This is a genomic window from Pantoea sp. SGAir0175 (assembly GCF_043547855.1).
Window position 1 is genome coordinate 3031280 of record NZ_CP028081.1, and the last position, 24257, is coordinate 3055536.

The following is a 24257-nucleotide window of genomic DNA, read 5'->3' on the forward strand; positions in this document are numbered from 1 at the left end:
TCTACTATCGTCTACTCAATGGGTCTACGGGTTCGTTCAGAGCCAGCCATCCGTACTCTGAGGCATGCCTGCCGGAATTCGGGTTGTTGCCTTTTCCTGCGATTCGAGAAAGTCGGCATACCACTGAAGCATTGCCCGGCGCCCCTCCAGATACTGGGCATGGTTATAGACCCCCCGGATAGTATTTTTATCAGCATGAGCCAACTGCGTTTCAATCCACGCCGTGTTGTAGCCCCGCTCATGAAGAATCGTGCTCATGGTGTGACGGAAGCCGTGCCCGGTGGCTTTTCCGTGATAACCGATGCGCTTGATCACCTGATTGATACTGGCTTCGCTCATTGTTTTTCCTGCGTCATTACGCCCGGGAAAAACAAAGCGACCGCGCCCGGTCAGCTGTTTTAGCTCTTCAAGCAAAGCCAGCGCCTGACTGGACAGCGGAACGATATGCGGGCGACGCATCTTCATTCGCGCCGCCGGAATCTGCCACAGGGCTTTATCCGGATCGAATTCAGCCCATTCAGCCGCCCGTAATTCAATCGTGCGCGTGCCGGTCAGCATCAGCAGCCTTGTGGCATACTGCGTCACTCTGCTGCCTGTATAGCCGCTGAGCGCGCGCAGGAAGTCACCTAACTGGTCAGCGGTGAGATGAGGGAAATGCTTTTGCTTTGGCGCTTTCAGTGCGCCGGCGAGATCGGTAACAGGATTCTGTTCTGCCCTGCCGGTAATCACTGCATAGGTGAAAATCTGTCGGCATGCCTGCCGGGTTTTCTTCAGCTTATCCAGAACGCCACGCTGTTCCATCTTACGCAGTACGGAAAGCATGTCGGTCGTTTTGATTTCAGTAATGGCACGCCTGCCAATCCAGGGGAAAACATCTTTGCGCAGATATTCGAGAATGTCGTCCGCATAGCCCTGAGACCAGCCCTCACGCTTGTGCGCATGCCACTCCAGAGCCAGCTCTTCGAAACTGTTGGTGACGGCTACACGCTGTGCCTGCTTTTCAGCCTGTTTAACCTCGCCCGGATCCTGTCCTGCAGCGAGCAGGCGCTTCGCCTCGTCACGTTTTGCCCGGGCATCAGCAAGCGGGACCTCAGGATATACCCCCAGTGATAACAGTTTTTCTTTGCCTGAGAAGCGGTACTTCAGCCGCCAGTAACGTGAGCCGCCGGGATGAACGAGCAAATATAACCCACCGCCATCGGACAGTTTGTAGGGTTTATCTTTGGGTCTGGCAGCGCTGACCTGACGGGCGTTTAGCTTCATTTTGGGGGTATCTCATTTCATTGAACGGGAGATACCCCCAAATGTACCCCCAGAATGATGTAGATTCCAGCAGATAAGGCTATGCCTCAGCAGACGCTGATTTAGATAAAATGCTTGTTTTTAAGGGATTTTGTAGACTTCAGGAGATGCTAGAAGAAGAGAGAATGGCACGCCCTACAGGATTCGAACCTGTGACCTACGGCTTAGAAGGCCGGTGCTCTATCCAGCTGAGCTAAGGGCGCATAGAAGATGCGTCGGATTATACGTCGGCACGCTGGCGCGTCAACGTTTTTGCCGCCAACGGACGGCAGAGTGTCGAGGGAATGAACAATTCGCCTTAATGACGCTGACGCTACTCGCTCAGTGAGACCAGATTACTCACCTCCGCGGATTCCCCTTCCAGTTCAATCCCCTGCGGCGTGAAGCGCGCATTATACTGCTCGCGTAACGCATTCAGCTCCTGGCTGTCCGGCTCCAGCTGGCGCAGGAATCCCAGCGCCAGCAACAGCTGCTGACGTGAAATCAGAGCGGAGAACCCCGCCTTCGTCAGAATGTGATGCCAGCGCTGCGCGTTCTCATCGCTGCCATCGACAATCAGCACCTGCCAGATCAGCAGCACTGCCGCGCCATTATTGAGGTGCACTTCGTTGTCGCCGCGAATGTAATCGGTGAACTCATTTGCCGCCTCTTTGCCCATCTGTGCAAGCAGCGATTCAACATGCACCGGCGGCAGTTGCAGCCGCTTGCTGAGCGCCTGCGCGGCGTGGCGCGAACCGGCGGTCAGCAGCTGAAATCCCACAACAAACACTATCGCCAGCGTGGCGAGCATCAACCAAATCATCACGTGTTCCACATCATTGCCTGGCGGGCATAATACGCGCTAAGCCTGGCGCGCGCCACGGCGAAAAATTGGGAAACCGGTCGCGTAAACGAATCTGTGACTGACAGCCGCACGCGCTTCTGACAGAATAGGCGCCATCCCCGATTTAACTCTCTACAGATGGATTTCCTCTCTGATGGCAGCAAAAATTATTGACGGTAAAACGATTGCGCAGCAGGTGCGCCTTGAGGTTGCCGAAAAAGTGCAGCAGCGTCTCGCTGCCGGTAAACGCGCCCCTGGCCTGGCCGTAGTGCTGGTCGGTGAAAACCCGGCATCGCAGATCTATGTCGCTAACAAACGCCGCGCCTGCGAAGAGGTCGGTTTTGTCTCGCGCGCTTATAACCTGCCCGCCAGCACCAGTGAAGCTGAACTGCTGGATGTGATCGATGAGCTGAACAATGACGACGCTATCGATGGCATTCTGGTGCAGCTGCCGCTGCCGGCCGGGATCGATAATGTCAAAGTGCTAGAGCGCATCACGCCGGATAAAGACGTCGATGGCTTCCATCCTTATAACGTCGGTCGTTTGTGCCAGCGCGCCCCTAAGCTGCGTCCGTGTACGCCACGCGGCATCGTGACGCTGCTGGAGCGCTATAACATCGATACCTACGGCCTGAACGCCGTGGTGGTTGGCGCATCAAATATCGTTGGTCGCCCGATGAGCATGGAGCTGCTGCTGGCCGGCTGCACCACCACTGTCACGCACCGTTTCACTAAAGATCTGCGCCATCACGTTGAGCATGCCGACCTGCTGGTAGTGGCAGTCGGTAAGCCGGGCTTTATCCCGGGCGACTGGATCAAACCGGGTGCGATTGTGATTGATGTCGGTATTAACCGGCTGGAAAGCGGCAAAGTGGTTGGTGATGTGGATTTTGCGTCAGCCTCTGAGCGCGCGGCTTACATCACGCCTGTACCGGGTGGCGTTGGCCCGATGACGGTCGCCACGCTGATCGAGAACACGCTGCTGGCGTGCGAACAGTATCACGACATGGAGCAGGCATAATGGCGAGTTTTTCACTGGGTAAACATGCGCACGTTGATTTGTGCGATCTGCTGAAGCTGGAAGGCTGGGTGGAGAGCGGCGCGCAGGCCAAAGCGGTGATCGACGAAGGCGAAGTGCGCGTTGATGGTGCCATCGAGACGCGTAAGCGCTGCAAGATTTTTCCCGGTCAGACGGTTGAGTTTGCCGGTCAGCGCGTAACGGTTGTGGCCTGATTAGCCAGGTGCGCATGAATGCGCACCCTACACCCGTTGATCGCTGGTGATAAAAAGGGCGAACCGCAGTTCGCCCTTTTTGTTATTTACGGCGCCAGCTTGACCCCTGCGGGCCATCTTCCACGATGACGCCCAGCTCGTTCAGCTTGTCACGTGCGATGTCCGCCTGCGCCCAGTCTTTTGCAGCACGCGCATCGGCGCGGGTTTTCACCCAGTGTTCAATCTCCGCCACTTCATCGGCATTCACCTGTGCGCCACTCTGCAGGAACTGCTCCGGATCCTGCTGCAGAATGCCCAGTACATCGGCCAGCTGACGCAGTTTTGCGGCCAGCGCATCGGCGGCGGCTTTATCTTCACCCTTCAGGCGATTGACTTCACGCGCCATATCGAAGAGCACCGAGTAAGCTTCCGGCGTGTTGAAATCATCGTCCATGGCGGTACGGAAGCGGGCTTCAAACGCCTCACCGCCGGCCGGCGTCGCGCTGGCATCGGTATGGCGCAGCGCGGTGTAAAGGCGCTCCAGCGCCGCGCGTGCCTGATTCAGGTTATCTTCGCCGTAGTTGAGCTGGCTGCGATAGTGGCCGGACATCAGGAAGTAGCGCACGGTTTCCGCATCGTAGTGCTGCAGCACATCGCGCACGGTGAAGAAGTTGCCGAGCGATTTCGACATCTTTTCCCGGTCAACCATCACCATGCCGGAGTGCATCCAGTAGTTCACGTATGGGCCATCGTGTGCACAGGTCGACTGCGCCACTTCATTTTCATGGTGCGGGAACATCAGGTCTGAACCGCCGCCGTGGATGTCGAAATGGGTGCCAAGCTGTTTGCAGTTCATCGCCGAGCACTCAATGTGCCAGCCCGGGCGGCCGTTGCCCCACGGTGAGTTCCACGCCGGCTCATCAGCCTTGGACATTTTCCACAGCACAAAGTCCATCGGGTTGCGCTTCACTTCCGCCACTTCCACGCGCGCGCCGGCCTGCAGCTGTTCGAGATCCTGACGCGACAGTGCGCCGTAATCTTTATCGCTCAGCACATCAAACATCACGTCGCCATTATCCGCCACGTAGGCATGGCCGCGATCGATCAGCTTGCCGACCAGTTCGATGATCTCCGCGATGTGGCGCGTGGCGCGTGGCTCGAGATCCGGCGGCAGAATACCCAGCGCGGCAAAATCTTTGTGCATTTCGGCGATCATCCGGTTGGTCAGCGTTTCGATGCTTTCCCCGTTTTCGTTGGCACGTTTAATGATCTTGTCATCGATGTCAGTGATATTACGCACGTATTTCAGCTTATAGCCCACGTAACGCAGGTAACGCGCGACCACGTCGAATGCCACAAAGGTACGCCCATGGCCGATATGACAGAGGTCGTAAACCGTGATTCCACACACGTACATACCGATTTCACCGGCATGAATGGGTTTAAATTCCTCTTTCTGGCGACTCAGGGTGTTATAGATCTTTAGCATTGAACGATTCCGTTGTTTACGTGTGCGGGATACGCCTTCTTGATGTAGCCGGTTATTGTGCCGTATTTTTCCGACTTGTGCATCGCTCGCTTCGCAACTGCCGTTGCCTTACTGACGCGTTATTGGAAATTGTGATATAAGAGGCGTCTACAAAAATGCCCCGCCGCCTTGCCGGTGCGGCAGTTGATACTGACGACAACCTCCACAGGACGAATATAATGGTCACTTTCCAGACGAACCATGGCGATATCGTAATCAAAACCTTCGATGACAAAGCGCCGGCTACCGTACAGAACTTCCTGGACTACTGCCGTGAAGGTTTCTACGACAACACCATTTTTCACCGCGTGATCAACGGTTTCATGATTCAGGGCGGCGGTTTCGAGCCGGGCATGAAGCAGAAAGCCACCAAAGCAGACATCCGCAACGAAGCCAATAACGGCCTGAAAAACACCAAAGGCACGCTGGCGATGGCGCGTACCCAGGCACCTCACTCGGCTACCGCACAGTTCTTCATCAACGTTGCCGATAACGACTTCCTGAACTTCCGTGACGAAAGCCTGCAGGGCTGGGGTTACTGCGTGTTTGCTGAAGTGGTTGAAGGCATGGACGTGGTCGAAAAAATCAAAGCAGTGAAAACCGGCCGCAGCGGCATGCACCAGGACGTGCCGGTTGATGACGTGATCATCCAGAAAGTGACCGTCAGCGAGTAATGTCGCGCACGCTGTTTATCGCAGATTTACATCTGTGTCAGGAAGAACCGGCAATCACTGCCGGTTTTCTGCATTTTTTGCAGGGGGAAGCGCAGCAGTGTGATGCGCTTTACATCCTTGGCGATCTGTTTGAAGCCTGGATTGGCGATGACGATCCTAATCCGCTGCATCAGCAGATCGCCGACGCCCTGCGTGCCCTGCCGGTGCCAAAATTCTTTATTCACGGCAATCGCGACTTCCTGTTAGGTCAACAGTTCGCCCGCGCCAGCGGCATGACGCTGCTGCCCGAAGAGCAGGTGCTGGAGCGCTATGGTCAGCGCGTGCTGATGATGCATGGCGACACGCTGTGTACGGACGATCAAGGTTATCAGCGTTTTCGCGCCAAAGTCCATCAGCGCTGGCTGCAGCGGCTGTTTCTCGCGCTGCCGTTGCGTCTGCGCATGCGCATTGCTGCGCGGATGCGGGCCGACAGCAAGCAGGCCAACCAGCACAAGTCACTGAGCATCATGGACGTCAACCCGCAGGCAGTAGCCGCGGCGATGACGCGCCAGCAGGTGTCGATCCTGGTTCACGGCCACACCCATCGCCCGGCGATTCATCAGTTCGAGCTCGCCGGCACGCCAGCGCAACGCGCGGTGCTGGGCGCGTGGCATGAGCGCGGATCGATGATTCAGCTGGACGCACAGGGCGTGCAGTTGATCGAATTTCCTTTCTGATTGTTTGCGGCGGAAATGCCGGTTTTCCGCCCACGCAACCGTTTTCCTTGCCGCTGTCTCGTGCTATTCTCTGTGCCCTTCTTTACCTGCCCGCCCGGCCAGGTTCGTTTGATTATTCACAGGAGTTGACCGCATGTCATCCAACGCCGCCCCGGCCCGTATCGCCATCGTCATGGGTTCCAAAAGTGACTGGGCTACCATGCAGTTCGCCGAGGAAATCCTTAACAGCCTGGATGTCCCGTTCCACGTTGAAGTGGTCTCTGCGCACCGAACGCCAGATAAGCTGTTCAGCTTCGCAGAGCGCGCAGCCGACAACGGTTTTCAGGTGATCATCGCCGGTGCCGGCGGTGCGGCGCACCTGCCAGGCATGCTGGCGGCGAAAACCCTTCTGCCGGTGCTGGGCGTACCGGTACAGAGCGCAGCACTGAGCGGCGTGGATAGCCTCTACTCCATCGTACAGATGCCGCGCGGCATTCCAGTCGGTACGCTGGCCATCGGTAAAGCCGGTGCCGCCAACGCCGCACTGCTGGCGGCGCAGATCCTGGCGATTCACGATCGCGAGCTGGCTGCACGCCTGGCCGCCTGGCGTCAGAGCCAGACCGATGAAGTGCTGAATAATCCGGATCCGCGGGAGGACGCATGAAGCCAGTTTGCGTACTCGGCAACGGTCAGCTGGGCCGCATGCTGCGCCAGGCGGGCGAGCCGCTGGGCATCGCCGTGTATCCGGTCGGACTGGACGCGGAGCCGTCGGCACTGCCGATCGCGCAAAGCGTGATCACCGCGGAAATCGAGCGCTGGCCGGAAACCGCGCTGACGCGCGAGCTGGCTAACCATCCGGCGTTCGTCAACCGTGATATTTTTCCGCGCCTCGCCGATCGCCTGACGCAAAAGCAGCTGCTCGATCAGCTCAACCTGGCAACCGCGCCATGGCAGTTACTGGCTGATAAAAGCGAGTGGCCGGCGGTATTCAGCACGCTGGGCGAGCTGGCGATCGTCAAGCGCCGCACCGGCGGCTATGACGGCCGCGGCCAGTGGCGCCTGCGCGCCGACGAAACCGCAACGCTGCCGGATGAGTGCTACGGCGAGTGCATCGTTGAGCAGGGTATTAACTTCAGCGGTGAAGTCTCGCTGGTGGGCGCGCGCGGGCACGATGGCCGCACGGTGTTTTATCCGCTGACGCACAACCTGCATCAGGACGGCATTCTGCGTACCAGCGTTGCCTTCCCGCAGGCTGATGCCGCGCAACAGCAGCAGGCAGAAGCGATGCTGAGCGCGATCATGCATGAGCTGAAGTATGTGGGCGTGATGGCGATGGAGTGTTTCGTCACACCGCAGGGCTTGCTGATCAATGAGCTGGCACCGCGCGTGCACAACAGCGGCCACTGGACGCAGAATGGCGCCTCAATCAGCCAGTTTGAACTGCACCTGCGTGCCGTGCTCGGTCTGCCGCTGCCGCAGCCGGTGATGTTTGCGCCGTCGGTGATGGTCAACCTGATTGGCGCCGACCTCAATACCGACTGGCTGCAGCAGCCGCTGGTGCATCTGCACTGGTACGACAAAGAAGTCCGCGCCGGACGTAAGGTCGGCCACCTGAATCTGACCGACAGCGATCCGGCACGCCTCACCGCCGCACTCAATGCGCTGGTACCGCTGCTGCCTGATGCCTATGCGAGCGGCATTGCATGGGCCGTGGCGAAGCTGTAGTTCTGCGGTATTCCCCTCACCCTGCCCTCTCCCACAGGGAGAGGGAATTATGCGGTGCGATTTTTCCGTTTGACGCTTACCTGAACGTTCTGAAGTGCAGAATCACGCATACGGGCTCGATCGGCTCCCTCTCCCGTGGGAGAGGGAATCATGCGCTGCGATTTTTCCGTTTGACACTCACCTGAACGTCCTGAAGTGCAGAATCACGCATACGGGCTCGATCAGCTCCCTCTCCCGTGGGAGAGGGCTGGGGTGAGGGCATCAGGCAGCATCAAACCGTCTGAACAGCGCTTTCCCCTTCAATAAGCGGACACCCAGCCAGCCGCCGCACAGCGACAGCAGCACCGCGCCGCACAGCGGCAGCGCCAGCCACAGCGTCCAGTCCGGCTGCCACGGGAAATCAAAAATCTTACGCTGAAGTCCCCACAGTGCCGCTTCCGCCCCCAGCGCCGCCGCGATTCCGGCGACCACGCCAAGCAGCGCAAACTCACACCATAGCGTGCCGCGCAGCAGGCGCTGGCTGGCACCGAGCGTGCGATACACCACCAGCTCCTGCCGGCGCTGGCGCATGCCGACCTGGATCTGCGCCAGCAGCAGCAACACACCGCAAACCGTCACCAGGATCACCATGATCTCCAGCGCCTGGCTCACCTGCGCCAGCACCTGTCCAATCTGCTTCAGCATGCTGCCGACATCCAGCAGGCTCAGCGTCGGGAACGCGCGGTTGAGCTGCGCCAGCAGCGCGGGATCGTTCGCCATGCGGAAGCTGGTCAGCCAGGTTTGCGGCTGCTGATCGAGCGCGCCCGGCGGGAAGATAAAGAAGAAGTTTGGCCGCAGGCTCTCCCAGTCGACCTTGCGCAGACTGGTGATCGTCGCGCTGAACTGCTGGGTATCGCCGCTAAAAGTCAGCCTGTCGCCGAGCCTGACGCCCAGACGGTCAGCCAGCTCGACCTCCATCGAGACTTCACCGGCTTTCGGTGGCCAGCTGCCGGCCACCAGCGGATTATGGTCCGGACGCTCCGCCTGCCACGTCAGATTGAGCTCGCGATTCAGCGCGTTATCCAGCCTGGGATCGGCCGGCTTGCCGTTCAGTTCCGTGAGTCGCGCCCTTACGATCGGATAGAAGGTTCCGGCGTTAACCTGATGCTGCCGCAGGAACTCGTCTACCTGCGGCACCTGCTGCTGGGTCAGATTGAGCAGAAAATAGTTGGGCGCATCCGCCGGTAATTGCTGCTGCCAGCGATCGAGCAGATCGCCGCGCATCACCAGCAATAACGCCAGCAGCATAAAGGAGAGCGAAAACGCCGCCAGCTGGCTGAGCGTCATGGCGGGCTGACGCAACAGACGGTTGATCGCCAGGCGCAGCGCCAGATTACGCACCACCAGTCTGCGCAGCAGCAGGAGCGTGCCCCAGCCGAGCAGCGCCAGCAGCAGTGCCAGCATCACCACGCCAGCCAGCAGCGCCCACAGCATTTTGCTGCCGCCCATCAGCAGCGCAAGGAGTGCCACCACCACCAGCGCCATCACCGGCAGATAAATACGCAGCGGCCATAGCGTGGCTACTGCATCACGACGCAGCACGCGCAGCGGCTGTGTGGCCATCAGCAGACGGTACGGACGCAACCCGACCAGCAGCGAGATCACCACCAGCGCGCCAATCGCCCACAGCCACGGCCAGACGCTGGCAGCCGGTAAAGCGGCGGGCAGCACCGGTTTAAGCATTATCAGCAGCGCGACTTCAATGCCCTGCCCCAGCGCACTGCCGGCGATGGCCGCCAGCAGCAGCACGGCCAGCCACTGACCGATAATCAGCCGCTGCAGCGATTTACGCGTGGCGCCCAGCGTTTTCAGCACCGCCACCAGATCGTAACGGCTGCGGCAGTAATGACTCATGGCGACCGCCACTGCGGCAATCGCCAGCAGCAGGGTTAACAGCGCCGAGAGCAACAGGAACTGCTGCGCACGCTGCATTGAGCGGCCCAGCGCATCCTCGGAATTCTCCACGCTGATCCAGCGCTCGCCGGCCTGCAATTGCGGCTGAATCCAGCGATCATAGCGCGCCAGCGGTGCCGCCTCGCCGGAGAACTTATAGCGCCAGCTCAGCCGGCTACCGGGCTGGATGGCGCCGGTTTTCTCCACGTCAGCAAGGTTCATCAGCAAACGTGGCGCCGTCTGAAACGGATTAAATCCGCCGTCCGGCTCCTGAATCACTTCGCCGGCAATGCGCAGCGTGGTATCGCCCACGTCAATGTGGTCACCGACCTTAAGGTTAAGCAGCGCCAGCAGACGCGGTGCGGCCAGCACCGTTCCGGCCACCGGACGCAGGCCGGGCGGATCCGTCTGCAGGGTGCCGAACATCGGGTACGCATCATCGACCGCTTTGACATCGGCCAGCTGCGGCGTCTCCTGCGCAAAGGTCATGGTCATAAAGCTGAGCTGCCGGCTGACCGCCAGCCCCTCTTCGCGCGCTTTGTCCAGCCACGCATCCGGTGCCGGTTTACTGCTGCGCAGCGTGCGGTCGCCGGCCATAAAGTCACGGCTCTGCTGGCTCAGCCCTTTCTCCATGCGATCGCTAATGGAGCCCAGAGCCAGCACGCAGGCCACCGCCAGCGTCAGCGCCAGCCAGACAATCAGCAGCGAGGGCGAACGCCACTCGCGCCAGAACCAGCGCCAGATCATGCTTCCTCCCACAGCTTGCCGTCGCGCAGCCGCAGGCGACGATCGCAGCGTGCCGCCAGCTGCTCATCGTGCGTCACCAGAATCAGCGTGGTGGCGAAATCGCGGTTGAGCGAAAACAGCAGATCGGCGATGCGATCGCCGGTTTTGCGATCGAGGTTACCGGTCGGCTCATCGGCAAACAGCAGGCCGGGACGGCCGCTGAAGGCGCGTGCCAGCGCCACGCGCTGCTGTTCGCCGCCGGAGAGCTGGGCCGGCAGATGGTGCAGACGATCTTTCAGTCCGAGCTGCGTCAGTAATTCAGTGGCCTGCGCGCGACTGTCGCGATCGCTGTCTCCGCGCAGCAGTGCCGGAAGCTGCACGTTCTCCAGCGCGTTGAGCGTGGGCACCAGCATAAAGGACTGAAACACAAAGCCGACCTCAAGCGCACGTAACGCGGCGCGCTGCTCTTCGTTCATCTGGTGCAGCGGCTGGCCCAGCAGATGCACTTCGCCGCTGCTGCCATCATCCAGTCCGGCGAGAATACCCAGCAGGGTGGATTTCCCGGATCCCGACTCGCCGATCAGCGCCAGCGTCTCGGCTGGTTTGACAACCAGCTCAACTCCGGTAAGGATGGTCAGTTGATGCTCTCCCTGACCGACGGACTTAGTAAGATGATGAACTGCAACAATGTTTTCCGCTGGCATTATTCCTTCCTGTTGTTATTGCTGCTGCTGGTGTCGCGCATCGCCGCCGCCGATACCCTGCTGATTCTCGGCGATAGCCTGAGTGCCGGCTATCGCATGTCCGCCACCGCCGCCTGGCCGAGCCTGCTCGACAAAACCTGGCAACAGCAGCCCAAAGTGGTTAACGCCAGCATCAGCGGTGATACCGCCGGTCAGGGGCTGGCGCGGTTGCCGGGCCTATTAAAACAGCATCAGCCGCAGTGGGTGTTAATCGAATTGGGCGGTAACGATGGGCTGCGCGGCTTCCCGCCGCAAAACATCGCGCAGGATCTGAGTAAAATTATCGATCAGGTCAAAGCCGCTAACGCCCAGCCGCTGCTGATGCAAATTCGTCTGCCGGCTAATTATGGCCGACGCTACACCGACGCGTTCAGCGCGCTCTATCCGCGCCTCGCGCAGCAGTATCATATTCCGCTGGTACCGTTCTTTATGGAGCAGGTTTATCTGAAGCCGGAGTGGATGCAGCAGGACGGTATTCACCCCAATCCGGATGCGCAGCCGTTTATCGCCAACCTGATGGCTGAACAACTGGCTCCGCTAGTTAAGCATGATTAACGCCGCGACGAGCCCAATGACAGGTAAAGATATGCAAAAGTCTGTATTAATTACCGGCTGCTCCAGCGGCATCGGTCTGGTGGCGGCCAACGATCTGCTGGCGCGCGGCTATCGCGTGCTGGCCGCCTGTCGCCGTGCTGACGATGTGGCGCGCATGGATGAGCTCGGCTTCACCGGCATCCTGCTGGATCTTGACGATCCGGCCAGTGTGGATGCCGCCGCCGATCGCGTGCTGGCCCTCACCGATCACTGCCTGCACGGGCTGTTCAATAACGGCGGCTTCGGCCAGTACGGTCCGCTGACCAGCGTGTCGCGTCAGCAGCTGGAGCAGCAATTCTCCACCAACTTTTTCGGCACCCACCAGCTGACGCTGCGCCTGTTGCCGGCGCTGCAAAATAGCGGCGACGGGCGGATTATCAACACCAGCTCGGTGCTCGGCCTGATTTCCACGCCGGGCCGCGGCGCTTATGCCGCCAGTAAATGGGCGCTGGAGGCGTGGAGCGATGCGCTGCGCATGGAAGTACGCCCCAGCGGCGTGCGCGTCAGCCTGATTGAGCCGGGCCCGATTACCACCCGGTTTACCGAAAACGTGCAGCAGGGCGAACGCGATAAGCCCGTGCGCAACCCCGGTATCGCCGCACGCTTTAGCCTGCCGCCGGAAGCGATTCTGCCGAAACTGCGGCATGCGCTGGAGAGTAAACATCCGCGCCTGCGCTATCCGGTGACGCTGGTCGCCTGGGCGATGAGTCTGCTCAAGCGACTGCTGCCGGGCTGGATGCTGGATCGCATTTTACGCAGTAACTAAACTGCAAGCCAGAATTGAACTTGAAGCCGGGGCGTTTGCCCCCATATCCTCAACACACTTTCTGCCAAGAGACGTATTCATGTCACACGCTTTGATTATCGACATCAACGAATCCAACCTGCAGCAGACGCTGGAGCAATCAATGCAGCTGCCGGTACTGTTCTACTTCTGGTCGGAGCGCAGCCAGCACTGCCAGCAGCTGACGCCGGTGCTGGAACGTCTGGCACAGGAGTACGCCGGCCAGTTTATTCTGGCGAAGCTGGATTGCGATAAAGAGCAGCTGGTGGCATCGCAGTTTGGTCTGCGCTCTCTGCCGACCGTCTACCTGTTCCAGAACGGCCAGCCGGTCGATGGCTTCCAGGGCCCGCAGCCGGAAGAGGCAATTCGCGCGCTGCTGGAGAAAGTCCTGCCGCGTGAAGAGGAGTTAAAGGCGCAGCAGGCGATGCAGCTGATGCAGGAAGGCAAGCCGCTGGATGCGCTACCGCTGCTGAAAGACGCCTGGCAGCTGAGCAATCAGAACAGTGAAATCGGTTTTCTGCTGGCAGAAGTCCTGATTACACTGAACCGCAGCGAAGAAGCCGAAGCGGTGCTGGCTGTGGTGCCATTGCAGGATCAGGATACGCGCTATCAGAGCCTGATTTCGCAAATCGACCTGCTGAAACAGGCCGCCGACACGCCGGAGATCCAGCAGCTGCAGGAGCAGATGGCAAGCGAACCGGACAATGCCGGTCTGGCTGCTAAACTTGCGTTACAGCTGCATCAGGTGGGCCGCAATGAAGAAGCGCTGGAGCTGTTGTTAGGTTTTCTGAAGCGCGATCTCAGCGCCGGTGACGGCGAAGTGCGCAAAATGTTCCAGGAGATTCTGGCGGCCCTCGGCACCGGCGATGCCCTCGCCTCGCGCTATCGTCGCCAGCTCTACTCGCTGCTGTACTGACCGGTACCGCGCGGTAAACGGGCCGAAGCGACTCGGCCCGACAATCTGACAGCCAGGAGGTTATATGTTAACAGTGATTCCCGTCATCATCGTGCTCGCGCTGGTTACCGTGTGGGCCGGTGTCAAAATTGTGCCACAGGGCTACCAGTGGACGGTGGAGCGCTTTGGCCGCTACACCAAAACGTTGCCGCCCGGCCTGAATTTAGTCGTGCCGTTCATGGATCGTATTGGTCGCCGGATCAATATGATGGAGCAGGTCCTCGATATCCCCTCGCAGGAGATAATCTCCAAAGATAACGCCAACGTCACCATCGATGCAGTGTGCTTTATTCAGGTGGTGGATTCGGCGCGCGCCGCTTATGAAGTCAGCAATCTTGAGCTGGCCATCATCAACCTCACCATGACCAATATCCGCACCGTGCTCGGCGGCATGGAGCTGGATGAGATGCTGTCGCAGCGCGATAACATTAATACCCGTCTGCTGCACATTGTTGATGAAGCGACCAATCCGTGGGGGGTAAAAATCACCCGTATTGAAATCCGCGACGTGCGCCCGCCGCAGGAACTGATAGCGGCCATGAACGCGCAGATGAAAGCCGAGCGTACCAAACGCGCCGATATTCTTGCCGCCGAAGGCGTACGCCAGGCGGCCATCCTGCGCGCCGAGGGCGATAAGCAGTCGCAAATCCTTAAAGCGGAAGGCGAACGTACCTCCGCCTTTTTGCAGGCGGAAGCGCGCGAGCGTCAGGCCGAAGCCGAGGCCAACGCCACGCGAATGGTGTCAGAAGCTATCTCTGCCGGAGATATCCAGGCGATTAACTACTTTGTGGCGCAGAAATACACCGATGCGCTGCAAAAAATTGGCGAAGCGAATAACAGCAAAGTGGTGATGATGCCACTCGACGCCAGCAGCCTGCTCGGCTCGGTGGCCGGTATCAGCGAGCTGCTGAAAGAGAGCCGTCAGGAGCGCAAACCGTGATGCTGATGGAGCTGATTGCGCATCCGCACTGGTTCTGGCTCACGCTGGGCGGTTTACTGCTGGCTGCGGAGATGCTCGGCACCAGCGGTTACCTGCTGTGGAGCGGCGTGGCGGCGGTGCTGGTCGGGATCATTGAGTGGCTGTTTCCGTTCTCGTGGACCAGCCAGGGCATGCTGTTCGCCACTCTGACGCTGCTGTGCGTATTTCTTTGGTATCGCTGGATGCGCTTTCGCGAAAGTGCGCAGCAGCCCAATACGCTCAATCAGCGCGGCAGCCAGCTGATTGGCCAGCACCTGACGTTAGACAGTGCGCTAAAAGACGGCGTCGGTCATGTGCGCATTGGTGACAGCAGCTGGCGCGTGCAGGCGCAGGAAGATTTGCCGGCGGGCACACCGGTGATCGTGACCGGCGTGTCAGGCATCACGCTGCTGATTCAGCCGCGTTTGCCACCCTCCTGATGACCGCAGCCCGCCAGGTGATTGATGATGGGACATTCGGCACCGTCATCGCCCGGGCAGGCTGCAGCCAGTTCCAGCAGACGCGCGCGCATCGCGTGCAGCTCTTCAATGTGCGCCGCGATCTCATCCGCCTTCTGCAGGGTGCGCGCTTTAACATCGGCACTGTGGCGCGCCGGGTTATTAAACAGCGCGACCAGTTCGCGACACTCCTCGAGCGTGAAGCCCACCTGCCGCGCCTGGCGCAGAAAATTGAGCTCATCCAGGTGGTGCGCGCCATAACTGCGATAGCCGTTGTCACTGCGTAACGGCGGCGTAACCACCCCTTTCTGTTCGTAAAAACGAATCGCTTTGCTGGTCAGCCCGGTTTTTTTTGCTACATCGCTGATGTTCATCTCTGCCCCTTGACCTTCCCCTGAATGGAAGGTTTAGGCTTTATAACTAATGCAAACCTTGCAGCGAGTCAAACCTGATAAACGAGGAGTTGATGATGTCACACACACAATTACTGGCTCTGGACGGTTTGTCCTGTGGCCACTGTGTTAAACGCGTTAAAGAGGCGCTGGAGCAGCGCAGCGATGTGGAACAGGCCGAGGTAACGCAGCAGGAAGCGCGCGTCACCGGCGCAGCCAGCGCCAGCGATCTGATTGCCACCGTTGAGCAGGCTGGTTATCACGCCACGCTGAAAAATGAGGCGTCCAGCCCAAAGCCTGATCCGTTGCCAGCTCAGGAGCCGCAGCCGGAGGCGCTGACAACGGAGTCGCAGCCGGCAGAAGAGAATCTTGCGGTGCACCATCTGCTGATAGGCGGGATGAGCTGCGCCAGCTGCGTCAGCCGCGTCGAGCAGGCGTTACAGAAAGTGCCCGGCGTGAACCAGGCGCGCGTCAATCTGGGTGAGCGCAGCGCGCTGGTGCTGGGCGATGCCGTACCCTCAGCGCTGGTCAGCGCCGTAGACGAGGCAGGTTATTCTGCGGAAGTGATCGAAGATGAACAAACCCGGCGCGAGCGCCAGCAGGTCAGCGCACAGCAGGCGATGCGCCGCTTTAGCTGGCAGGCGGCGCTGGCGCTGATCGTCGGCGTGCCGATGATGGTCTGGGGCATGCTCGGTGATCACATGATGCTAAACGACAGCAATCAGACGCTCTGGCGCGTGCTCGGTGCCGTCACGCTGGCGGTGATGGCGCTTGCCGGCGGCCACTTCTATCGCAGCGCGTGGCGCAGCCTGCGTCATGCTACCGCCACCATGGACACGCTGGTGGCGCTCGGTACTGGTGCGGCCTGGATCTACTCAATGAGCGTCGCGCTGTGGCCGGCATTTTTCCCGCCGCAGGCGCGCCACCTTTATTTTGAAGCCAGCGTGATGATCATCGGCCTGATTAACCTCGGCCATGCGCTGGAACAGCGCGCGCGCCAGCGCGCCTCACAGGCGCTGGAGCGGCTGCTGGATTTAACCCCGGCGCAGGCCTGCGTGATCACTGCCGAAGGGGAAAAGCCGCTGCCGCTGAGCGAAATCACACCGGGCATGACGCTCAAACTGGTCACCGGCGATCGCGTACCGGTGGACGGCGAAGTCAGCCGCGGCGAAGCCTGGCTTGACGAAGCAATGCTCACCGGCGAAGCGCTGCCGCAGTCGCGCCGTCCTGGCGATAAGATTTATGCCGGGACGCTGGTGCAGGACGGATCGCTACAGTTCACCGCCCGCGCCACCGGCAGCCATACCACGCTGGCCCGTATCATCAATCTGGTGCGTCAGGCGCAGAGCAGCAAGCCGGAAATGGGCCGGCTGGCCGATCGCATCTCGGCGGTGTTTGTGCCGGTGGTGGTGGCGATTGCCCTGCTCAGCGGAGCGGTCTGGTATTTTATCGGGCCGCAGCCGCAGTTGGCCTATACGCTGGTGATTGTCACCACGGTGTTGATTATCGCCTGTCCTTGTGCGCTGGGCTTAGCCACGCCGATGTCGGTGATTGCGGGCGTCGGCCGCGCTGCCGAGCTGGGCGTGCTGGTGCGCGATGCCGATGCGCTGCAGCGGGCCAGTGAAGTCGACACCATTGTGTTTGATAAAACCGGCACCCTGACCCAGGGTACGCCGCAGGTCAGCGAGGTGCTGCTGTACAGCGACTGGGATCGTCAGCAGGTATTGCAGGCGGCCGCCCAGCTGGAGCTGGGATCGGGGCATCCGCTGGCGAAGGCGATCGTCGCCGCCGCACCGACCGTCAGTGATGCCCGCGTTGCGCAATTTCGTACAATACGTGGCAAAGGCGTGAGTGCTACTGTCGCTGACAGAACGCTGCTGCTGGGCAATGCGGCGCTGCTGGAAGAGCAGCACATCGACCTGCGCGCCGCACAGCAGGATATCGCGCGGCTCGCCGCGCAGGGCGCCACGCCGGTGCTGCTGGCGGATCAACAGCAGCTGCTGGGCCTGATCGCCCTGCGTGACCAGCTGCGTCCGGAGAGCCGTGCGGCGCTACAGCGGCTGCATCAGTTGGGCTATCGTCTGATCATGCTGACCGGTGACCATCAGACCACTGCCGAAGCCATCGCTGCCGAAGCGGGTATCGATGAGGTGATCGCCGGCGTGCTGCCGGACGGTAAAGCGCAGGCGATTGCGCAGCTGCAACAGCAGGGGTGCAGCGTGGTGATGGTGGGCGATGGCATCAACGACGCCCCGGCGCTGGCGCAGGCGGATGTGGGGATCGCCATGGGCGGCGGCAGCGATGTGGCGGTTGAAACCGCGGCGATGGCGCTGATGCGCAACGATCTGCACTGCGTGGCCGACGCGCTGGCGATGGCCAACGCCACGCTGCGCAATATGCGGCAGAATCTGCTGGGTGCCTTTGTCTATAACAGCCTGGGCATTCCGATTGCTGCCGGCGTACTCTATCCGTTTACCGGCGTGCTGCTCAGCCCCATCGTCGCCGGTGCCGCCATGGCGCTGTCGTCGATCACCGTGGTGAGCAATGCTAACCGTTTGCTGCGCTTTAAACCGGCGCAGCGGCAATAGCAACCTCTGCCCTGTCTTTCGCTGAGCGAAATCGCTAGCATGGATTTTTGACTTAAAAAGGACAAGGCATGAGACGCAGTGTGTGGCACCGCCTGCAACAGCTGGCCAGCAGCCTGTTCCCCGCCAGCTACAGCTGGCCCGCCATGGATATCAGACTCGGAGACCGCCGTCTGCATCTGGCTGGCAGTATTCATATGGGCACGCGCGATATGCAACCGCTGCCGGCCGGCTTGCTGCGCCAGCTGCAGAAAGCCGATGCGCTGGTGGTAGAGGCGGATATTACCCGCGGCAGTTCACCGTTTAGTGAGGGTGAAGCATATCCGCCGCTGGCAACGCGGCTGACGCCAGAGACGCTGCAGCAGCTGACGGCGCTGTGCGATGAGCTGTCACTGAACATCGCGCTGTTTGATAGCCTGCCGTTCTGGCAAATTGCGCTGATGCTGCAGGCGCAGCAGGCGCAGCGGCTGGGGCTGCGACCGCAGTACGGTATTGACTATCAGCTGCTGCAGGCAGCGCAGGCGGCAGGAAAACGCATTATTGAGCTGGAAGGGCCGGAAACGCAGATCGCGTTGCTGAAATCACTACCGCAGGATGGCCTGGCGCTGCTGCTGGATACGCTGGAACACTGGCACACCAACGCGCGACTGCTGCAAACCATGATCAGCTGGTGGCTGGATGCGCCGCCCGCCAGTCAGCCGGTGGCGCTGCCGACTACGTTCAGCAGTGAACTGAACGATACTCTGATGCGCAACCGTAATCAGCACTGGCGCGAGCTGCTGCTGGCGTTGCCGCGCGGGCGCTATGTGGTGGCGGTCGGTGCACTGCATCTCTACGGCGAAGACAATTTGCCGCAGCTGCTGAAGGCATAAAAAAAGAAGGCCAATATTGCTATCGGCCCGTCAAAGAGGAATTTGTTTATGATTTTGGTTATCGCCAGGGTGACTGGCGCCGGCCAATTTTCGCGCAAAGTTCAGATTTTCGCCAGTACTTTCACGCAAACCGAGATAAGAATTTTCGTAGCAAGGATTGATTATGACACCCGCCGTAAAACTGCTGGAAAAACAACAGGTCGCTTTTACCCTGCATCCCTACGAGCATGACAGCCATGAAACCCACTTCGGTGACGAGGCGGTGCGCAAGCTCAACCTGGATGCGCGCCAAGTGTTTAAAACCCTGCTGGTGGCGCTTAACGGTGATGGCAAAGCGCTGGCAGTGGCGGTGACGCCGGTCTCTTCACAGCTGGATTTGAAAAAAGTCGCCAAAGCGCTGGGGGCAAAAAAAGCCGACATGGCCGATCCGCAACTGGCGCAGCGCGTCACCGGCTATCTGGTGGGTGGCATCAGTCCGCTGGGGCAGAAAAAGCGGCTGCCGACGGTGATCGATCAGCAGGCCAGCGAATTCCCGACCATCTTTATTTCCGGCGGCAAGCGCGGGCTGGATATCGAACTGGCCGCGCAGGATCTGGCAAGGCTGCTGGATGCCACGCTGGCTGACGTGGCGCGCCGCGATTAATCAGGCTGCTGCGCGCACAGCTGGTCGATCATCCAGCGGCCGGCCGGGCCCGGCGGATTGCGCCGCGACCAGATGACATCCACCGCAATATGCTGCGGCCAGCCCGGCACCGGCAGCTCGCGCAAGACCTGATGACCAAACTGCTGCACCAGCCAGCGCGGCAGTACGCTCCAGCCAAACCCCTGCTCCGCCATCTCCAGCAATAAAAGATAGGTTGGGGCCGACCAGGTGCGGCCCGCCGGCAGCGGCTGGCGGGTTTCCACCCAGGTATTGAGCCGCAGCTGACGCAATTCGCCCAGCTGCGCCTCGCTCACCTGCGAACGGGCTGCCAGCGGGTGATCCTGATGCAGGAAAATCGCCATTTGCGCTTCAACCTGCAGTCGCGCCACCGCCAGATCCGGCGGCAAACGCGGCTGGGCGCGCACCACGCCGAGATGCACGCGCCCGGCCTGCAGTAAATCCAGCACATCCTCATCTTCCGCAATCATGCATTCAAACTCGATATCCGGATAGCGTGCCTCAAAGCGCGTCAGCAGATTTTCATGGTGATCGGCCTGCCAGAAGTCGGAAATGGCCAGGCTGAGGCGCGGCTCAACGCCCTGCGACAGCCGCACCGCCAGTTCATCCAGCCGCTGGCTGGCAGCAAGAATTTGCTGCACCTGCGCCAGCGCGCGCTGGCCCTGAGCGGTCAGCACCGGCTGGCGACCGCTGCGATCAAACAGCGCAAAGCCTAAGTCATCTTCGAGATTGGCCACCGCGCTACTGATGGTGGACTGACTTTTTGCCAGCGCACGCGCCGCTGCGGAAAACGAGCCGCTGGCGACGGTCTGGACAAATGCCTCAAGGGATTCTGGTGAGTACTTCATGCTGAACCATCGCTTTTATCGATAGGTAATCATTTTATCTTAGCATTGTGCAGTGAGAAAATGCGTGGCGTTACTCAAAAGGAGGTTTATATGCGTACCCGTTCACTGAAAGAACGTTTTTGTCATGCCGCAGGCTTTGAAGGGTTAGCGATCGTCACGGTTGCGCCGCTGGCCGCCTGGGTCATGGATAAACCGCTGTTTCAGATGGGCGCGCTGGCGATTATGCTGTCGACCGTCGCCATGCTGTGGAACATCATTTATAACAGCGGTTTTGACCGCCTCTGTCCGCCGCAGCGCCAGCGCGGTCTCGGCCTGCGCGCGCTGCATGCGCTCGGCTTTGAAGGCGGCTTTATCCTTATTGGCCTGCCGATTGCCGCGTGGATGTTGCACATTTCGCTGCTGGAGGCTTTCCTGCTGGAAGTGGCGTTCTTTCTGTTCTTTCTGCCCTATACCATGGCTTACAACTGGGCATGGGATAAGCTGCGCCAGCGCTGGGTGAGCCAGAAATCCTGCCGCGCCTGAAAAACCACGGGCGGCTGAAGTGCCGCCCGTGTTGTCACTCGTGCGCCGCGCGCGGCCAGATCCACGCCAGGATCATCTGCGGATAGCTGCGCTTCTTTTGCTTCTCCAGCGCTTTGTCGCGCTCCTCAACCTGCTGTGGTGTCAGGTGCACAATCTGCGGTGGCGCATAATCGGCGACGCGCAGCGGTGAGTGCTGACTGACATAGCTGCGCAGCACCTCCGCATCACGCAGGCCGCTGTTGCGGAAACCAGCATGGCCATCAATCACCGGGTAGCCGTCGCCGCCGCTGGCGTTAAAGCTGTTGGTGGCCATGCGATAGGTTTTATCCAGTTGCAGCGGCTCGCCATTGATTTTCACTGCGCTGACGCTTTTGCCATCGGCCACCAGGCTGATGTTGCTGAACTGCGCGAAACCGCCGGAATCGGCTTTGATATTCGCCACCGTCGCCAGGTAGTTCAGCAGCTCTTTGCCCGTCAGCGTCACGGACACCACCTGATTGCCAAATGGCTGGATCTGCAACAGATCGCGCCAGCTGATCTCTCCTTGCGCCAGCGAGGTGCGAATACCGCCGCCGCTGATAACGGCAAAGTCGGCCTGAGTAGCCGCCATCTGCGCGCGCAGGATCAGCTGAGCCAGTGGCATTTGTTCAAAGCGCACCTTGCTGCGGTCGCCATCAAACACGCTGTCGCTGCGACCCACGTTGACCGCCAGCTGTTTGCCGGCGCGCAGCTGATACGGCGTCAGCAGCTTCATCATTGCGCCGTTCTGCGCTATCGCTTCCTGATACGGCAGCCAGGTTTCGCTGCCATCAAGGTTCTTTACCTTGTGCTTAAGGTTGACCGGAATCAGCTGATAGTTATCCAGCGTCAGCTCACCGTTGCGGAAGGTGAAATCGCCGCGACCGACAAATTTCCCCCACTCTTTTGCCTGCACGATCCACACGCCGTTCTGGCGATCCGGCTGGCACGGCTGTCCGGGCTGATAATCCGCCACGCTGACGTTCTCTTTTGCCATGCACACCGCATCGTGCGAATGCCCGCCGACGATCACATTAACCGTGCCCGGCGGCAGGCTGCGCGCCAGTTCCACATCACCCGGTGCGTTGCTGCCATGCTGCCCATCGTCGTAGTGGCCCATGTGCGTCAGCGCGATAATCACATCCGGCTTGTCGCTGGCGCGCAGTTCCGCCACCGCTTTTTCCGTCTCTTTCACCGGATCGCGAATCTCTATCTGCGCCACGTTTTGCGGATTGGCGATGCGCAGCGTATCAGTGGTGGTCAGGCCGATCACCGCAATTTTCAGCCCCATACGATTGAATATCGCCCATGGCTTAAACAGGCGCTTATCGCTGCCTTTGGCATAAATGTTGGCGGCAAGAAAAGGAAACTTCGCCCATTTCTGCTGCTTCTGCAGCACGCTGAGCGGTTTGTCGAATTCGTGGTTACCGAGTGCCATCGCGTCATAGCCGATGAGGTTCATGCCGCGAATGTCCGGCTCGGCGTTCAGCACATCCGATTCCGGCACGCCGGTGTTAACGTCGCCCGCCGACAGAATCAGCGCGCCGCCGCCTTTGGCCTGTACATCATACCGCTGCTGATCCATCAGCGTTTTTTGCGCGGCCAGACCATATTCGCCCTGCGCATTGGCCCAGAAGTGGCCGTGATGATCGTTGGTGTGCAAAATGCTGAAGCGATAGCTGCGGTCCGGCTGCCACGCCTGCGCCAGCAGCGGCAACAGCAGCATAAACAGCGCCAGCCAGCGCCCTCTGTGCGGTGATAACAACAAAGCCGATCTCCTTATTCTGCGTTTTTTACCGGGCGGTGCGCCGGATGTGCTTTTTCGCCCTTCTGTGTCGCACAGTTCGCCCTTTAACTCAAGGCCAAAGGCGAATACAGTCATGCATGACGTAACAATCTGATAACGAAATTCCCACCCCTTCAGGATCTTTATGGCAAGTGAACAGACGTTAACCCCGACGCGGCGCACCGGGCGTACCGCTTTTGGCATTCTTGGTGCCATCAGTCTCGCGCATCTGCTGAACGATATGCTGCAATCGCTGTTACTGGCGATCTATCCGCTGCTGCAAAAAGATTTCAGCCTCAGCTTTGTGCAAATTGGTTTGATTACGCTGACGTATCAGGTTACGGCCTCATTATTACAACCGCTGATTGGCTATTACACCGACAAATATCCGAAACCCTGGTCACTGCCGGTCGGGATGGGGTTTACCCTGTTCGGTCTGGTGCTGCTGACCTTTGCCAGCACTTATCCGCAGGTGCTGCTGGCCGCGGCGCTGGTTGGCTGCGGCTCCTCGGTGTTCCATCCGGAATCGTCGCGCGTAGCGCGCATGGCATCCGGCGGCCGCCACGGGCTGGCTCAGTCGCTGTTTCAGGTCGGTGGTAACTTTGGCAGCGCACTCGGGCCGCTGCTGGCCGCCATCATCGTCGCGCCCTATGGCAAAGGCCATCTCAGCTGGTTCATGCTGGCCGCGCTGCTCGGCATCATTGTGCTGCTGCAGGTGAGCCGCTGGTACAGCCACCAGCAGCGCGCCACGCAGGCCAGCGCTGCCAGCAGGCCGCGTAACCCCCTGCCGCGCAATAAAGTGGCGCTGGCCATCGGCATTCTGCTGCTGCTGATATTCTCCAAGTACTTTTATCTCACCAGCCTGAGCAGCTATTACACCTTCTATCTGATGCACAAATTCGGGCTGTCCGTGCAGGCCTCGCAGTTCCATCTGTTTGCCTTTCTCGGCGCGGTCGCCGCTGGCACCATTATCGGTGGGCCGATAGGCGATAAAATCGGGCGGAAATATGTCATCTGGGGATCGATTCTCGGCGTGGCGCCGTTTACCCTACTGTTACCGCACGCCAGCCTGATGTGGACCAGCGTGCTGAGCGTAATTATTGGTCTGATCCTGGCCTCGGCGTTTTCCGCCATTCTGGTCTATGCCCAGGAGCTGCTGCCCGGGCGTATCGGTATGGTTTCCGGGCTGTTTTTCGGTTTTGCTTTTGGCATGGGCGGCCTCGGCGCGGCGGTCCTGGGCGTAGTAGCCGACCACACCAGTATTGAATGGGTGTATCAAATCTGCGCCTGGCTGCCACTTATTGGCCTGTTGACCGCTTTCTTACCTGATCAGCAGCAGCGCTGAGCCCTTTCGGGGGGCAACTATTTTTCTCTGCCCCCCTCCATTCTGCATAAATCCTGCCGATATGCTGAGATAACTGAGGAAAATAGCGCTTCGGCTGCGTTTTTGTCTCATTTTTTCAA

24 protein-coding genes and 1 tRNA gene are annotated in these 24257 nt (G+C 59.9%); 16 read left to right on the plus strand and 9 right to left on the minus strand.

Going from position 1 to position 24257, the window contains the following annotated elements:
• Positions 1–36: 36 nt before the first annotated feature.
• The 3 genes from C1N56_RS14255 to C1N56_RS14265 all read right to left on the minus strand — a co-directional run bounded on the left by C1N56_RS14255 (position 37) and on the right by C1N56_RS14265 (position 2104).
• A complete protein-coding gene (locus C1N56_RS14255; protein ID WP_394516794.1) occupies positions 37–1263 on the minus strand; it encodes a tyrosine-type recombinase/integrase in 1227 nt (408 codons plus the stop codon).
• A 165-nt stretch (positions 1264–1428) separates the two neighbouring features.
• Positions 1429–1505 (minus strand) — tRNA-Arg (locus C1N56_RS14260).
• 110 nt (positions 1506–1615) lie between these two features.
• Entirely contained in the window at positions 1616–2104 is a 489-nt protein-coding gene (locus C1N56_RS14265; RefSeq protein WP_394516795.1) for a DUF1198 family protein, read from the minus strand.
• Positions 2105–2279: 175 nt separating this feature from the next.
• On the opposite strand from C1N56_RS14265, the gene folD reads away from it, so the two are divergent.
• Positions 2280–3146, plus strand: coding sequence for a bifunctional methylenetetrahydrofolate dehydrogenase/methenyltetrahydrofolate cyclohydrolase FolD (folD, locus tag C1N56_RS14270; protein ID WP_394516796.1), 867 nt, complete (start codon positions 2280–2282; stop codon positions 3144–3146).
• Entirely contained in the window at positions 3146–3358 is a 213-nt protein-coding gene (ybcJ, locus tag C1N56_RS14275; RefSeq protein WP_010618497.1) for a ribosome-associated protein YbcJ, read from the plus strand. The genes folD and ybcJ overlap by 1 nt, the downstream gene beginning before the upstream one ends.
• An 82-nt stretch (positions 3359–3440) precedes the next feature.
• Here ybcJ and cysS read toward each other — a convergent pair whose 3' ends face one another.
• A complete protein-coding gene (gene cysS / locus C1N56_RS14280) occupies positions 3441–4826 on the minus strand; it encodes a cysteine--tRNA ligase (RefSeq protein ID WP_021508630.1) in 1386 nt (461 codons plus the stop codon).
• A gap of 218 nt (positions 4827–5044) precedes the next feature.
• Between cysS and ppiB the strand changes: the two genes are divergently transcribed.
• The 4 genes from ppiB to purK all read left to right on the plus strand — a co-directional run bounded on the left by ppiB (position 5045) and on the right by purK (position 7959).
• Positions 5045–5539 (plus strand): peptidylprolyl isomerase B, encoded by a 495-nt coding sequence (gene ppiB / locus C1N56_RS14285; RefSeq protein WP_021508631.1) that lies wholly within the window; start codon positions 5045–5047, stop codon positions 5537–5539.
• Complete coding sequence (locus tag C1N56_RS14290; protein ID WP_394516797.1) at positions 5539–6255, plus strand: UDP-2,3-diacylglucosamine diphosphatase; 717 nt, start codon at positions 5539–5541, stop codon at positions 6253–6255. Before ppiB ends, C1N56_RS14290 begins: the two co-directional genes overlap by 1 nt.
• A 133-nt stretch (positions 6256–6388) precedes the next feature.
• The gene (gene purE, locus C1N56_RS14295) at positions 6389–6898 is read left to right on the plus strand and encodes a 5-(carboxyamino)imidazole ribonucleotide mutase (RefSeq protein ID WP_058769411.1); all 510 of its coding nucleotides are present in this window, start codon (positions 6389–6391) and stop codon (positions 6896–6898) included.
• Positions 6895–7959: a 5-(carboxyamino)imidazole ribonucleotide synthase gene (gene purK / locus C1N56_RS14300; protein WP_394516798.1), complete on the plus strand. Its 1065-nt coding sequence runs from the start codon at positions 6895–6897 to the stop codon at positions 7957–7959. The genes purE and purK overlap by 4 nt, the downstream gene beginning before the upstream one ends.
• Positions 7960–8220: 261 nt before the next feature.
• Here the strand turns inward: purK and ybbP are convergent, their stop codons facing one another.
• Both ybbP and ybbA read right to left on the minus strand, forming a co-directional pair.
• Positions 8221–10638, minus strand: a complete 2418-nt coding sequence (gene ybbP, locus C1N56_RS14305) for a putative ABC transporter permease subunit YbbP (protein ID WP_394516799.1) — start codon at positions 10636–10638, stop codon at positions 8221–8223.
• Positions 10635–11321 carry a putative ABC transporter ATP-binding protein YbbA gene (gene ybbA, locus C1N56_RS14310; RefSeq protein ID WP_059012033.1) on the minus strand — a complete coding sequence of 229 codons (687 nt, stop codon included), beginning with the start codon at positions 11319–11321 and terminating at the stop codon, positions 10635–10637. The genes ybbP and ybbA overlap by 4 nt, the downstream gene beginning before the upstream one ends.
• Between ybbA and tesA the strand changes: the two genes are divergently transcribed.
• The 5 genes from tesA to C1N56_RS14335 all read left to right on the plus strand — a co-directional run bounded on the left by tesA (position 11289) and on the right by C1N56_RS14335 (position 15091).
• Positions 11289–11915: a multifunctional acyl-CoA thioesterase I/protease I/lysophospholipase L1 gene (tesA, locus tag C1N56_RS14315; RefSeq protein ID WP_021508637.1), complete on the plus strand. Its 627-nt coding sequence runs from the start codon at positions 11289–11291 to the stop codon at positions 11913–11915. The two genes, ybbA and tesA, sit on opposite strands and share 33 nt — an antisense overlap.
• Before the next feature lie 31 nt (positions 11916–11946).
• A complete protein-coding gene (locus C1N56_RS14320) occupies positions 11947–12720 on the plus strand; it encodes an SDR family oxidoreductase (protein ID WP_058781232.1) in 774 nt (257 codons plus the stop codon).
• A 79-nt stretch (positions 12721–12799) separates the two neighbouring features.
• On the plus strand, positions 12800–13654 hold the full coding sequence (locus C1N56_RS14325; protein WP_021508639.1) for a thioredoxin family protein: 855 nt from the start codon (positions 12800–12802) through the stop codon (positions 13652–13654).
• A gap of 64 nt (positions 13655–13718) precedes the next feature.
• Entirely contained in the window at positions 13719–14633 is a 915-nt protein-coding gene (locus tag C1N56_RS14330; RefSeq protein WP_021508640.1) for an SPFH domain-containing protein, read from the plus strand.
• Positions 14633–15091, plus strand: a complete 459-nt coding sequence (locus tag C1N56_RS14335; RefSeq protein WP_058775251.1) for an NfeD family protein — start codon at positions 14633–14635, stop codon at positions 15089–15091. The genes C1N56_RS14330 and C1N56_RS14335 overlap by 1 nt, the downstream gene beginning before the upstream one ends.
• Here the strand turns inward: C1N56_RS14335 and cueR are convergent.
• Positions 15067–15483, minus strand: a complete 417-nt coding sequence (gene cueR / locus C1N56_RS14340) for a Cu(I)-responsive transcriptional regulator (RefSeq protein WP_021508642.1) — start codon at positions 15481–15483, stop codon at positions 15067–15069. The two genes, C1N56_RS14335 and cueR, sit on opposite strands and share 25 nt — an antisense overlap.
• Before the next feature lie 95 nt (positions 15484–15578).
• Here cueR and copA point away from each other — a divergent pair, with 95 nt between their 5' ends.
• The 3 genes from copA (at position 15579) to ybaK (ending at position 19601) form a co-directional block, all read left to right on the plus strand.
• A complete protein-coding gene (gene copA / locus C1N56_RS14345; RefSeq protein ID WP_394517483.1) occupies positions 15579–18089 on the plus strand; it encodes a copper-exporting P-type ATPase CopA in 2511 nt (836 codons plus the stop codon).
• Between the two features lie 68 nt (positions 18090–18157).
• Positions 18158–18958: a TraB/GumN family protein gene (locus tag C1N56_RS14350; protein ID WP_021508644.1), complete on the plus strand. Its 801-nt coding sequence runs from the start codon at positions 18158–18160 to the stop codon at positions 18956–18958.
• Between the two features lie 163 nt (positions 18959–19121).
• Complete coding sequence (gene ybaK / locus C1N56_RS14355; RefSeq protein ID WP_021508645.1) at positions 19122–19601, plus strand: Cys-tRNA(Pro)/Cys-tRNA(Cys) deacylase YbaK; 480 nt, start codon at positions 19122–19124, stop codon at positions 19599–19601.
• Here the strand turns inward: ybaK and C1N56_RS14360 are convergent.
• Positions 19598–20467, minus strand: a complete 870-nt coding sequence (locus C1N56_RS14360; RefSeq protein WP_021508646.1) for a LysR family transcriptional regulator — start codon at positions 20465–20467, stop codon at positions 19598–19600. The genes ybaK and C1N56_RS14360 overlap by 4 nt on opposite strands.
• Before the next feature lie 90 nt (positions 20468–20557).
• On the opposite strand from C1N56_RS14360, the gene C1N56_RS14365 reads away from it, so the two are divergent.
• Positions 20558–20989 (plus strand): multidrug/biocide efflux PACE transporter, encoded by a 432-nt coding sequence (locus C1N56_RS14365; RefSeq protein WP_058781228.1) that lies wholly within the window; start codon positions 20558–20560, stop codon positions 20987–20989.
• Positions 20990–21023: 34 nt separating this feature from the next.
• Here the strand turns inward: C1N56_RS14365 and ushA are convergent, their stop codons facing one another.
• The gene (ushA, locus tag C1N56_RS14370) at positions 21024–22775 is read right to left on the minus strand and encodes a bifunctional UDP-sugar hydrolase/5'-nucleotidase UshA (RefSeq protein ID WP_166709699.1); all 1752 of its coding nucleotides are present in this window, start codon (positions 22773–22775) and stop codon (positions 21024–21026) included.
• A 163-nt stretch (positions 22776–22938) separates the two neighbouring features.
• Between ushA and C1N56_RS14375 the strand changes: the two genes are divergently transcribed.
• The gene (locus C1N56_RS14375; RefSeq protein WP_058769404.1) at positions 22939–24138 is read left to right on the plus strand and encodes an MFS transporter; all 1200 of its coding nucleotides are present in this window, start codon (positions 22939–22941) and stop codon (positions 24136–24138) included.
• Positions 24139–24257 lie beyond the last annotated feature (119 nt).

What these genes read in the sequence shown, in the direction of transcription:
- C1N56_RS14255 (WP_394516794.1), bottom strand. Translation starts at nt 1,263, where the DNA reads ATGAAGCTAAACGCCCGTCAGGTCAGCGCTGCCAGACCCAAAGATAAA.
- C1N56_RS14265 (WP_394516795.1), bottom strand. Translation starts at nt 2,104, where the DNA reads ATGATTTGGTTGATGCTCGCCACGCTGGCGATAGTGTTTGTTGTGGGA.
- folD (WP_394516796.1), top strand. Translation starts at nt 2,280, where the DNA reads ATGGCAGCAAAAATTATTGACGGTAAAACGATTGCGCAGCAGGTGCGC.
- ybcJ (WP_010618497.1), top strand. Translation starts at nt 3,146, where the DNA reads ATGGCGAGTTTTTCACTGGGTAAACATGCGCACGTTGATTTGTGCGAT.
- cysS (WP_021508630.1), bottom strand. Translation starts at nt 4,826, where the DNA reads ATGCTAAAGATCTATAACACCCTGAGTCGCCAGAAAGAGGAATTTAAA.
- ppiB (WP_021508631.1), top strand. Translation starts at nt 5,045, where the DNA reads ATGGTCACTTTCCAGACGAACCATGGCGATATCGTAATCAAAACCTTC.
- C1N56_RS14290 (WP_394516797.1), top strand. Translation starts at nt 5,539, where the DNA reads ATGTCGCGCACGCTGTTTATCGCAGATTTACATCTGTGTCAGGAAGAA.
- purE (WP_058769411.1), top strand. Translation starts at nt 6,389, where the DNA reads ATGTCATCCAACGCCGCCCCGGCCCGTATCGCCATCGTCATGGGTTCC.
- purK (WP_394516798.1), top strand. Translation starts at nt 6,895, where the DNA reads ATGAAGCCAGTTTGCGTACTCGGCAACGGTCAGCTGGGCCGCATGCTG.
- ybbP (WP_394516799.1), bottom strand. Translation starts at nt 10,638, where the DNA reads ATGATCTGGCGCTGGTTCTGGCGCGAGTGGCGTTCGCCCTCGCTGCTG.
- tesA (WP_021508637.1), top strand. Translation starts at nt 11,289, where the DNA reads ATGATGAACTGCAACAATGTTTTCCGCTGGCATTATTCCTTCCTGTTG.
- ybbA (WP_059012033.1), bottom strand. Translation starts at nt 11,321, where the DNA reads ATGCCAGCGGAAAACATTGTTGCAGTTCATCATCTTACTAAGTCCGTC.
- C1N56_RS14320 (WP_058781232.1), top strand. Translation starts at nt 11,947, where the DNA reads ATGCAAAAGTCTGTATTAATTACCGGCTGCTCCAGCGGCATCGGTCTG.
- C1N56_RS14325 (WP_021508639.1), top strand. Translation starts at nt 12,800, where the DNA reads ATGTCACACGCTTTGATTATCGACATCAACGAATCCAACCTGCAGCAG.
- C1N56_RS14330 (WP_021508640.1), top strand. Translation starts at nt 13,719, where the DNA reads ATGTTAACAGTGATTCCCGTCATCATCGTGCTCGCGCTGGTTACCGTG.
- C1N56_RS14335 (WP_058775251.1), top strand. Translation starts at nt 14,633, where the DNA reads ATGCTGATGGAGCTGATTGCGCATCCGCACTGGTTCTGGCTCACGCTG.
- cueR (WP_021508642.1), bottom strand. Translation starts at nt 15,483, where the DNA reads ATGAACATCAGCGATGTAGCAAAAAAAACCGGGCTGACCAGCAAAGCG.
- copA (WP_394517483.1), top strand. Translation starts at nt 15,579, where the DNA reads ATGTCACACACACAATTACTGGCTCTGGACGGTTTGTCCTGTGGCCAC.
- C1N56_RS14350 (WP_021508644.1), top strand. Translation starts at nt 18,158, where the DNA reads ATGAGACGCAGTGTGTGGCACCGCCTGCAACAGCTGGCCAGCAGCCTG.
- ybaK (WP_021508645.1), top strand. Translation starts at nt 19,122, where the DNA reads ATGACACCCGCCGTAAAACTGCTGGAAAAACAACAGGTCGCTTTTACC.
- C1N56_RS14360 (WP_021508646.1), bottom strand. Translation starts at nt 20,467, where the DNA reads ATGAAGTACTCACCAGAATCCCTTGAGGCATTTGTCCAGACCGTCGCC.
- C1N56_RS14365 (WP_058781228.1), top strand. Translation starts at nt 20,558, where the DNA reads ATGCGTACCCGTTCACTGAAAGAACGTTTTTGTCATGCCGCAGGCTTT.
- C1N56_RS14375 (WP_058769404.1), top strand. Translation starts at nt 22,939, where the DNA reads ATGGCAAGTGAACAGACGTTAACCCCGACGCGGCGCACCGGGCGTACC.